Raw genomic sequence first — 2,445 nt, 5'->3', positions numbered from 1 at the left:
GGCCCGTGCCGCCTTGATCGCGTAGGCGGCGGCGCCGAGGTCGTGCTCGGGCACGTGCGGCACGCACGCGGCCTGGCCGGCGGCGTACGCGGCGTGGCGAGGGGGTCCCCGCAGCGGGCGAGCCGCCCCCCTCGCGGGGGCGGCGCCGGGCGCGTCGGCCCTGGAGCGGTGCTTCGGCGCCGCCGCGGGCTCGATCGCCACCGAGCACTGGAACACCCGCCCGCTGCTGGTGCGCGCCGCCGAGCGCTCCGCGCAGGGCGGCCGCGCCGACTTCGACGACCTGCTGTCCACCGCGGACGTCGACGAGCTGCTCGGCCCGCGCGCGCTGCGCACCCCGTTCTTCACGATGGTCAAGGACGGCGTCGGCCTGCCGCGCAGCGCCTTCACCCGCAGCGCCGTCGCCGGCAACCAGCAGCTCTCGGACCTGCCCGACAGCGACGGCGTCGCCCGCTCCTTCGCCGACGGCGCCACGATCGTCCTGCAGGCCCTGCACCGCACGTGGCCCCCGCTGGCGACCTTCTGCGCCGACCTGGCCGCCGACCTCGGCCACCAGTGCCAGGTCAACGTCTACGTCACCCCGCCGGGCGCGCAGGGCTTCAAGCCCCACCACGACACCCACGACGTGGTGGTGCTGCAGGTCGACGGCCGCAAGCACTGGACGATCCACCCCCCGGCGGTGGAGCTGCCGCTGAAGACCCAGCCGTCCAAGGCGCTGGGACCGGACCCGGTCGCCGGGCGCGCCCCGGTCATCGACACCGTCCTCGAGCCCGGCGACGCGCTGTACCTGCCGCGCGGCTGGCTGCACTCGGCGCGCACCACCGAGGAGCGCTCGGTGCACCTGACCGTCGGGCTGCTGGCCACCACGTGGGCCGACGTCCTCTCCGACGCCGTCGCCTCCGCCGGGCGCGACGACGTCGCCCTGCGCCGCGCGCTGCCGCTGCCCGGCCAGGACGTCGACGTCGAGGCGTTCCGCGCCGCCGCCGCGCGCTGGCTGGACGGGCTGGACGGGGCCGCCGTGCGCCGCCTGGTGCAGCGCCGGCGCGACCGCGCCGTGCCCGCCGAGCCGGTGGGCGCGCTCGCCCAGGACGCCACCGCCCGCTCCCTGGGCGCGGGCACGCGGCTGCGGCCGCGGCGGGGGCTGAACGTGCGCCTGGCCGACGCCGGCGAGCGCGTGGAGCTGGTGCTGCCCGACCGGCGCGTGGCCTTCCCCGGCTGGGTGCGCCCGGCGCTGGAGCACGTGCTGGCTTCGCCAGCCACCTCCCCGGGCGAGCTGGCGGCCGCCGGCACCGGCGTCGACGAGGGCGACGCCCTCGTCGTGCTGCGCCGCCTGCTGCGCGAGAACGTCCTGCTGCCTGCGGGGCCGGGCTGAGCGCTGGCACCGCCGGCGCCGAGCGGTTCTCCTGCGCCGCCCGGGCGCAGGGGGACCGCGAGCCGCTGCTGGGCACCGCCACCGCGGTGCGCGGCTACCTGCTGGTGGAGGAGCCCGGGCCGTGGGGGGCCGGTGCGCTGCCGGCCTCCCGGCTGGGGGAGGAGCTCACCGCCGCGCTGAAGGCGGTGGCCGCCCGCCGCGGAGTGAAGCTGCTGCTGGTGCGCCGGCCCGACGCCGCCGGGCGCGACCCCGGCGGCCCGCGCCGGCTGTTCCTGGCCGACTGCCGCCGCGGCGCCACCGCGCTGCGCACCCGCGTGGCGGACCTCGCCGACCTGGCGGCGGCCGCCGCGGCCGAGGACGGCTGGAGCGCGGCGGAGGGGCCGCTGCTGCTGGTGTGCACGCACGGGCGCAAGGACTGGTGCTGCGCGGTGCGCGGGCGGCCCGTGGTCACCGCGCTCGCGGCGCTGGACGGGCACGCGGTGTGGGAGTGCTCGCACCTGGGCGGCGACCGCTTCGCCGCGACGGTGCTGGCCCTGCCCGGCGGGGCGGTGCACGGGCACGTGGAGCCCGCCGACGCCCCCGCGCTGCTGGCGGCCGTGCGCGCCGGGCGGGTGCTGCCGGCCAAGCTGCGCGGGCGCTGCGGCGACGCGGTGGTGGTGCAGGCCGCGGAGGGCCACGCCCGCCTGGCCCTGGGCGAGGACGGCCTGGACGCCTTCGTCCCGCGGCGCGCGGAGCGCCTGCCCGACGGGCCCGCCGGTCAGGTGCGCTGGCGGGTGCTGCTCGAGGCCGGCGGCGCGCCGCTGGAGGTGGACCTGCGCGAGGGGCGCGCCCCGGCGCAGCGGCTGACGTGCTCGGCGGCCGGCGAGCAGCAGGCCCGCACGTGGGAGCTGGAGGAGCTGCGCCGCTGACGGCGCCGCCGCTGCGGGCGGGGCGTGCGGCCGGGCGCTGCGGCGGCCGGCGGTCCGGGGGGGTGCGCTCACCAGCTGGCCGGGGGAGTCGTCGCCCAGACCCGCTGGGCGGGGGAGGTGTCGCGGTGGCCCGCTGGGCGGGAAGGCGTCACGGCGGGCAGGTGGGCA

General features: G+C 80.2%; 2 protein-coding genes and 1 pseudogene. 2 read left to right on the top strand and 1 reads right to left on the bottom strand.

What is annotated here, in order from left to right; translation table 11 throughout:
- Positions 1-135 (bottom strand): annotated as a pseudogene (locus tag ACRYR7_RS25180) (putative immunity protein); the annotation flags it as partial.
- 94 nt (positions 136-229) lie between these two features.
- On the opposite strand from ACRYR7_RS25180, the gene ACRYR7_RS25175 reads away from it, so the two are divergent.
- Positions 230-1,369, top strand: a complete 1,140-nt coding sequence (locus tag ACRYR7_RS25175) for a cupin domain-containing protein (RefSeq protein WP_432575107.1) — start codon at positions 230-232, stop codon at positions 1,367-1,369.
- Entirely contained in the window at positions 1,366-2,277 is a 912-nt protein-coding gene (locus ACRYR7_RS25170; protein WP_432575108.1) for a sucrase ferredoxin, read from the top strand. Before ACRYR7_RS25175 ends, ACRYR7_RS25170 begins: the two co-directional genes overlap by 4 nt.
- Positions 2,278-2,445 lie beyond the last annotated feature (168 nt).

It is taken from the genome of Kineococcus gurbantunggutensis (assembly GCF_050871925.1).
GTDB lineage: Bacteria > Actinomycetota > Actinomycetes > Actinomycetales > Kineococcaceae > Kineococcus.
The sequence above is the reverse complement of the archived record's forward strand: the minus strand, read 5'-3'. Positions and strand labels throughout refer to the sequence as shown.